Here is a 7,224-nt window from a genome sequence, read left to right on the forward strand (position 1 = left end):
GACGAAGCGGCCGACAAGGCCGGCATTCACCTTCGCATAGAGGCCGAAGTCAATTCTCTTATCATGGCGATGGCCATGATCGACGGGGGCCGGTTCGCAACGGTCATGCCTTATGCGACCGTGCGAAAGGCCGTCTCCAACGGGGAATTGGAATTCTTCAAACTGGTGGAGCCGGAAGTCTGGCGCAAGCTGTCGATCATCTTCTCAGCCGAGCGCTCGCTGACCGAGATCGAGCGAAGCTTCGTGCGCTTGTTCAAGCGCCAGCTCGCGGAGTACGGCAAGGATCGATAACAAGAGTCAATAATCGTCGATAGCACTACGAACGCGCTCGATCACATCACGTGGCGGCAATGAAAATTCAGAGCGCGAATTGAGTCCGCCATCGCCCGGGCGCGTCGCGGCGACCATGCCGATCTTTGTCACCAGAAGATTCTCGTGGACCGGGTCGCAGCGGTCGGCCTTGACTCCCGGCAGGACCATCAGGTCCTCGTGGCCGCGGAAGCGCGCGGCAAGCGACCACTCGACCGAGCGCGGATCCTCGATGTCGATATCGTCTTCGACCACGATCACCAGCTTGAACAAATTGATCTGCCCCATCGCCAAAAGGATGGCGCGCTTGCCCTCACCGGCTCGCGGCCGGTGCATGCTGATGATCGCATGCAGCCGCCCCATGCCGCCGTCGGTGACGAGCACGCGGCGAACCGAAGGGATGACACGCTGCAGCGCCTGGCAGGTCACGGCTTCGATTGCGACCCCGCCCAACAGGCAATGTTCGGGCGTGAAGGCGGGGAGGACGGCCTGGAAGATAGGGTCCCGCCGGTGGGTGACGCAGCGGATCGTGCCGCCGATTCCGGGTCCGTAATCCACGTAGAAACCGTGAAACTCGGACACCGGGCCCTCCGGAACTAGCTCCTCGGCGCGAAGCTCGCCTTCGAGCACGATCTCGGCCTCGGCCGGCACCTCCAGATCGACGGTCCGGCACCGGACCAGCCGCAGCGGCTCGCCGAGGAGGCCGCCGACCACGTCATATTCATCCTCCCCGAGCCCGAGATACATCTGCGAGCCGAGCAGAACCTGCGCGCAATTGCCGATGGCGACCGCGATCGGCAGCGGACGCCCCATCGCGCTCGCCTTCTCCGCGAGAATATTGAGGTGATGGTTTTTGGCGATCCCGGCCATCACCTTGCCGCCGCCGTCGAGCCGCAGCCGCGCAATCGACACGTTGCGCCTTCCGGTTTCAGGGTCCTTCGCAACGATCACACCAGCCGTGATGTAGGCGCCGCTTTCGCGCTCGAACCAGGTTGGCACCGGCAGCAGCCTTCCAAGATCGATCGGACCGTCGTGGACGACCTCCTGCACCGGCGCCGGGCCTTGCTGCAGCAGCACCGGCGCGATCGGCTTTCTCAATGCGTCCAGGATGAATGTGTGCAACTCCTTGCGGTCGACGCCGAGCGCACGCGCCAGCCGCTCGCGCGAATTGAACACATTGCCGACGACCGGAATCGTGTGCCCGCTCACCGCCTCGAACAACTGAGCCTCGGCCTTCATGCGCTCCATCAGCACCGCCGCGATCTCATAGTGCGGATCGACGCTGCGCCGGACGCGATGCAGCCCGCCCTCGTCTTCAAGCACCGAAAGATAATCGCGAAGCGCCTGCGACGGCATTGTGCGCACGCCCGTCATGCCGAGGCCAGACGAAAGTGCCGCACATTCTTCGCCGCGGCTTCGTCATAGGCTTCATCGTAGCCCGCATCGGCGTAGCGCATGATCCCGAGCGCGGTGTCATTGTCGAGCGACAGTTTCAACCGCTCGGCCGCGGCGCTCGTTCCATCGGCGATCAGGGTGACGCCCGCGCTGGTCATATAGCCCGAATAGCCGCCGCCGCCGGAATGGATCGCGACGAGATCGGCCTTGGACGAGCAATGCGCCATGGCATTGAGCAACGGCCAGTCGGCGATGGCGTCGGAGCCGTCCTTTAAATTCTCGGTCATGATATTGGGATGAGCCATTGCACCGGCATCGAGATGGTCGCGCGTGAACGCCACCGGTCCGTCCAGCACACCCTCCCGCACCATCGTGTTGACTGCAAGCGCCAGCGCGGTGCGGTCGCCATGTCCGAGCCAGGCGATGCGCGCCGGCAGACCCTCGAACGGCACCTGCTTGCTGGCGAGCCTGATCCAGTTCGACACGATCTTGTTGTCGGCGAAGCGCTCCAGCGCGAAGGCGTCGATCTTCGCAATGTCCGCGGTCGAATTCGCGAGCGAGATCCACCGGAACGGTCCGATCGCACGCGCGAATAAGGGGCGCAGAAAAGCCTCGGTGAAAATCGGAATGTCAAAGGCGTCCTTGACGCCGCCGTTCCTGGCCTGCGTCCTGATCAGGTTGCCGTTGTCGAACACCACCGCCCCCGCCTTCTGGAAGCCGAGCATGGCGGAGACGTGCTTGGTGATCGAGCGCGTCGATTCCTCCATCAGCCGCTTCGGGTCGGTCTTGCGCAGGCTCCGCGCCTCCTCCAGCGTCATGCTGTCGGGGACATAGCCATAGACGAGGTCGTGCGCTGAGGTCTGGTCGGTGACGATGTCGGGCACGATGCCCCGCGACAGGATCTCGGGATAGAGCGTCGCGGCATTGCCGAGGAGGCCGACCGAGATCGGCGTCTTCCCGGCGCGGGCCTTGTCGATCATCGCCAGCGCTTCGTCGAGCGTATTGGCGCGCTGGTCGAGATAGCCGATCTCCAGCCGCCGCGCGATCCGCTTGTCGTCCACATCGAGGCACAGGATCGCAGCCTCGGCCATGCGGCCGGCCAGCGGCTGTGCGCCGCCCATGCCGCCGAGTCCGGCGGTCAGGATGAAGCGGCCCTTGAGATCGCCGCCGAAGTGACGCTCGGCGATTCGCATGAAGATTTCATAGGTGCCCTGAATGACGCCCTGCGAGCCGATATATTGCCAGTCGCCGGCGGTGAGACCGCCCCAGCAGATCAGGCCCTTCTTCTCCCAGGCGTAGAAATTCTCGGCCTTCGCCCATTGGCCGACCATGTTGCAATTGGCCATGATCACGATCGGCGCATCGGCATGGGTTCGGATCAGCCCGATCGGCTTGCCGGACTGCACGACCAGCGTATCCTCCTCGTCCATGGTCCGCAGCGTCTCGACGATCTTATCGTGCGAGGGCCAGTCGCGCGCGGCGCGGCCGAGGGCCGCATAGACCACGAGGTTGTCCGGGTCTTCGCCGACCGCGAGCACATTTTCCAGAAGCCGCAGCAATCCCTCCTGACGCCAACCCTTGCAGCGCAGGTTGCGTCCGGCAGTGACCGAGAAATCGCGCTTCATGCCTTGCTCTTCTTTACTTTCTTGCCGAGCGCATAATCGGCAATCGGGATGCCGAGCGCCTTCTCGCAAATCGGATATACGCTCGGATCGGTGACGCTCGACGACAGCGGGATGTGGTTCTTGGCGACGCGCAGGACAATCAGCTCCTGTTCTTCGTGGATTTCGCCGACGCTCATCGGAACGCCATCCGGGCTGAACGTCGTGATCACGTCGGGATAGGTGGCAATCCGCTTTCCGCCCGCATCGTCGACCGCCATATATTCGTTCATCACGTGCAGGATGAGGCTCGAGGAACCCTTGCCGAGCGTCAGCGTGCCGACATCGAACGCCTCTTTGGTGTATGTCACCGCCTTCTTCGTCACCCGGCCGCTGCCGATGATCTCGCCGCGGGTCTGCTTGCACACCGCGTCGATGATGGCTGTGCCGCCCTTCGCCTCCGCCTTGATGATGGCGGCGCCCAGGTCGAGCGCCATGGTGATGCCACCGAGCGCAGCATGCTTCTTGACGTATGACGCCGGCACCGGATTGCGGCAGGACGCGATGAAGCCACCGGACATATCGGCAGCGGTGCGCAGGATCGGCGAAATCTTCGCCGTCGCGCCCCGCACCACGAGTTCAATATACGCATTGTTGGCGCGATTGCCGCCGACCGCGGATTGAATCATCGGCTCCGGCGAATTGGCGAGCCCGATCGAGCCCATGTCGCCGGTCGGATGTGCGCGCAGATCGCCAACCGCATCCACCACCTTGGTGCCGAGAATTGCCGACGGAAGCCAGGCGTTCAGCGTCGAAGACTTGCCGTTCTGCCCGATGATGAGTCCGGCAATCGGCGCGCCAAGCTCGTTCTCCACGAGGCGCACGGCATTGACATAGTCCACGCCCAGCATCTGCCACGGCGTGGTCGACGCCGGCGCGCCGATCGCGGCGGCGGTGGCGACGAAATCGTCAGGGTCAAGTTCGTCGATCGAGACGAGTTCCGGCTGGCCGGCATTGACCGCCGCGGTGCCCAGCATGCGGCCGTGATCGGCCCAGCCGCCCCCGCCGCAGGCGAACACGGCACCGCCCTTGATTGCCGCTTCGATGTCCTTCTCAACCAGTATGCGTCCCATCGTGATCTCTTTCTTATGCGCCCTGCGGCGCCGCCTGCATGCGGTCGAAGCGCAGCACCGTCTCGGCAATGACGGCTGTGCCGGCGGCGAGAGCCTCGGGCTCGGCCCATTCCTCCGGGGCGTGGCTCTTGCCGTCGCGGCAAGGAATAAAGAGCATGGCCGATGGCGCGATGCGCGCGACGAAAGCCGCATCATGGCCCGCCCCCGACGCAATGTCCGTGCTCGAAAAGCCTAGCGCGTCCGCGCTCTCGCGCAGGAGCGCACGCAGACGCGGATCGCAGGCCGTGGGATCGGTATCGGACAGGCGCATCAGCACTGCGCGTTCGACCCGGCTCTGCGCTGCGAATGCCGCAGTCTCCGCGTCAAGCGCCGCGAGGAATTCCTCCATCAGCGCGCGGTTTTCCGACCGCGCATCGATCACGATGCGCGCCTCCTCTGGCACCACGTTCGACGCACCGGGCGCAACCGACACGATCCCGATCGTTGCAACGAACAGCCCGGCGTTCCGCCCGACAAGCTCGCGGGCGATACGATCGACGAACACCGCGGTCTTCGCCGCCGGGGTGAAGGCATCGCGCCGCAAATGCATCGGCGTCGTGCCGGCATGATCGGCCGATCCCTTGAACACGATCTCGACGCGCGTGATGCCGACGATGGCGGTCACGATCCCGACATCGATCTTGCCTTCCTGAAGCACGAGGCCCTGTTCGATATGAAGCTCGAAGAATGCGGCGATGTCGCTGCGTTTTGCCGCCGGCAGGGTTGCGACATTGCCGCCGACCCGGTCAATGGCATGCGACAGCACTTCGCCCGAAGGATCGGTGTAAGCGAGCATCCTGTTGTCCAGGACACCGGCCATGCCGCGGCTGCCGATGCAGGACAGCCCAAATTCGCTCGGCTCTTCGGCGAGAAAGTCGACCACCTCAATGGCGTGGCGGAGCGTGATGCCCTTGTCCGCAAGCGAGCGCGCGATTTCGAGCGCGGCCAGCACGCCCGCGGTCCCGTCGAAGCGGCCGCCGGACGGCACCGTATCGGAATGCGAGCCGATCAGGATGGTGCCGGCCTTGGGATCGCTGCCGGCGCGGCGGCCGATGAGATTGCCGCCGGAATCGATCCCCGTTTCGAGCCCTGCCGCTTCGAACCGTTTGCGCAGCCAAGCCCGTCCTTCATCGAACAGCGGCGAGAACGAGCGCCGGGTGTAGGGTTTGCCCGGATCGGTGATCCCGGCAAGCTGCATGAGGTCGTCCCACAGCCGCCGTCCGTCGATTGGTAGGTTGCCTGCCATCACGCCCCGCCGCGAGCGGCCCGCGCGGGTCTCACGAATTGCCCGCTGCCCGGTGCCGCAACGTCATTGCCATCGAAGACCATTTTGCCGCGCAGGAAAGTGGCGGCGGGGCGGAACGTCAAGTCAATGCCCTGATAGGGACTCCAATGTACGACATTGTGCCCGCTGGCGGCAGCGTCGTAAGGGCCGGGCTTGTGCGCCATGACAACAATGTCGGCGTCACGGCCAAGCTCGAGCGCGCCCTTGCGGTACCCGACCCGGAACAGGCGCGCGGGATTGGCCGCCAGAAGACGCGCGGCCCAGCTCGGACTGAGATTGCGATCGAGCAGGCCCTTCAGCAGAAGCGCATACAGTACTTCGAGGCCGGGAACGCCCGATGCATTCTTCAGCATGTCGGGGTCGGTCTTGCGGTTTTCCGACCAGCTGACGTGATCGGTCGATACCACGGTGACGTTGCCGGCTGCGAGATGATGCCAGAGTTTTTCGCGCTCGGCGCGCCCGCGCACCGGCGGATTGATTTTGGCCTTGCCGCCTAGGCGCGCGACATCCTCTTCGCTCAGGATGAGGTAGTGGATGCAGGCCTCGATCGTCGTGTCGAAGCCCTGCGCGCGATAGGCCGCGCACATGTCGTAACCGCGCCCGATCGAGCAATGCACGATATGGCCGGAGCAGCCGGTCGCGGCGGCAAGCTCATAGACCTCCGCGGTCGCAACCGCTTCCGTGAAAGCCGGGCGGGAGAGATTATGCGCGCGGTAATCGGTGAGACCGGACTCCGCAACGGCTTTGCTCATCGCACGCACGCACTCGTCATTCTCGTTATGGACGCCGGCGATCAATCCTTCTCGGGCGACGGCGGCGAAGCAGTCATGGAGGAGAGGCGTCGGGATGCGCGGGAAGCGCTCGGGATGCGTCTCGAAGGTGGAGAACTTGAAGCCGGCGGCGCCGGCTGCTGCCAGCGACGGAATCTCGGCGGGGCCGGACTTCGGGTCGATGGTGGCGTAGAGCGCGAAATCGACGCGGGCCTGGGCGGCGGCGTCTTCTGCCTTTTGCGCGAGCCGCTCCGCCGTGCAGATCAGCACGCCATCGTCATAGGGCATGTCGACGATGGTGGTCACGCCGCCCGCGGCGGCTGCGCGCGTCGACCACACGAAGTCTTCCTGGCCCTTCTGCGAGCGGGAGTGCACCTGCGCGTCGATCGCTCCGGGCAGGATATAGGCCTGGCCGAAATCGTGCCGCTCGGCGGCTGACGGCGGCGTCCCCGTTCCGACGCGCTCGATCAAACCACTGCGGACCGCAACATAGCCGTTCTCGATCACCGCATCGGTCAATACGACCCGTCCGGTGAGCACGAGATCGAAATCCGTCATGATACAACGCTCCCGGAAGCAAGCTTCGGGATGCCGGCGGTAATCCTGAAATGCATTTTCCGGAATGTGCCGATAGAATTGTCCGAATTTGGCGGTCAAGGCTCACTCTTGTCGGACGCCCTGGCCGTCGCAAA

General features: G+C 64.6%; 6 protein-coding genes. 1 reads left to right on the forward strand and 5 read right to left on the reverse strand.

What is annotated here, in order from left to right:
* On the forward strand, positions 1-291 hold a 291-nt coding region (locus VN004_RS20045; protein ID WP_325613935.1), incomplete at its 5' end, for a LysR substrate-binding domain-containing protein.
* A 6-nt stretch (positions 292-297) separates the two neighbouring features.
* Here the strand turns inward: VN004_RS20045 and VN004_RS20050 are convergent.
* From VN004_RS20050 to VN004_RS20070, 5 genes are read right to left on the reverse strand one after another with little or no spacing between them, the layout of a single operon-like run.
* Positions 298-1,665 carry a UbiD family decarboxylase gene (locus VN004_RS20050; protein ID WP_325613938.1) on the reverse strand — a complete coding sequence of 456 codons (1,368 nt, stop codon included), beginning with the start codon at positions 1,663-1,665 and terminating at the stop codon, positions 298-300.
* A gap of 14 nt (positions 1,666-1,679) precedes the next feature.
* Positions 1,680-3,329 (reverse strand): urocanate hydratase, encoded by a 1,650-nt coding sequence (locus tag VN004_RS20055; protein WP_325613941.1) that lies wholly within the window; start codon positions 3,327-3,329, stop codon positions 1,680-1,682.
* Positions 3,326-4,438, reverse strand: a complete 1,113-nt coding sequence (locus VN004_RS20060; protein WP_325613943.1) for a DUF917 domain-containing protein — start codon at positions 4,436-4,438, stop codon at positions 3,326-3,328. Before VN004_RS20060 ends, VN004_RS20055 begins: the two co-directional genes overlap by 4 nt.
* 13 nt (positions 4,439-4,451) lie before the next feature.
* Complete coding sequence (locus tag VN004_RS20065; RefSeq protein WP_325613945.1) at positions 4,452-5,723, reverse strand: Zn-dependent hydrolase; 1,272 nt, start codon at positions 5,721-5,723, stop codon at positions 4,452-4,454.
* On the reverse strand, positions 5,723-7,090 hold the full coding sequence (locus tag VN004_RS20070) for a dihydroorotase (protein WP_325613946.1): 1,368 nt from the start codon (positions 7,088-7,090) through the stop codon (positions 5,723-5,725). Before VN004_RS20070 ends, VN004_RS20065 begins: the two co-directional genes overlap by 1 nt.
* Positions 7,091-7,224: the final 134 nt, after the last annotated feature.

Origin of the sequence: Pseudorhodoplanes sp., from assembly GCF_035565855.1 — a bacterium.
Classification (GTDB): Bacteria; Pseudomonadota; Alphaproteobacteria; order Rhizobiales; family Xanthobacteraceae; genus Pseudorhodoplanes.

Excerpts from the sequence above, each read along its gene's own strand:
- VN004_RS20050 (WP_325613938.1), bottom strand. The coding sequence starts at position 1,665 with ATGCCGTCGCAGGCGCTTCGCGATTATCTTTCGGTGCTTGAAGACGAG.
- VN004_RS20055 (WP_325613941.1), bottom strand. The coding sequence starts at position 3,329 with ATGAAGCGCGATTTCTCGGTCACTGCCGGACGCAACCTGCGCTGCAAG.
- VN004_RS20060 (WP_325613943.1), bottom strand. The coding sequence starts at position 4,438 with ATGGGACGCATACTGGTTGAGAAGGACATCGAAGCGGCAATCAAGGGC.
- VN004_RS20065 (WP_325613945.1), bottom strand. The coding sequence starts at position 5,723 with ATGGCAGGCAACCTACCAATCGACGGACGGCGGCTGTGGGACGACCTC.
- VN004_RS20070 (WP_325613946.1), bottom strand. The coding sequence starts at position 7,090 with ATGACGGATTTCGATCTCGTGCTCACCGGACGGGTCGTATTGACCGAT.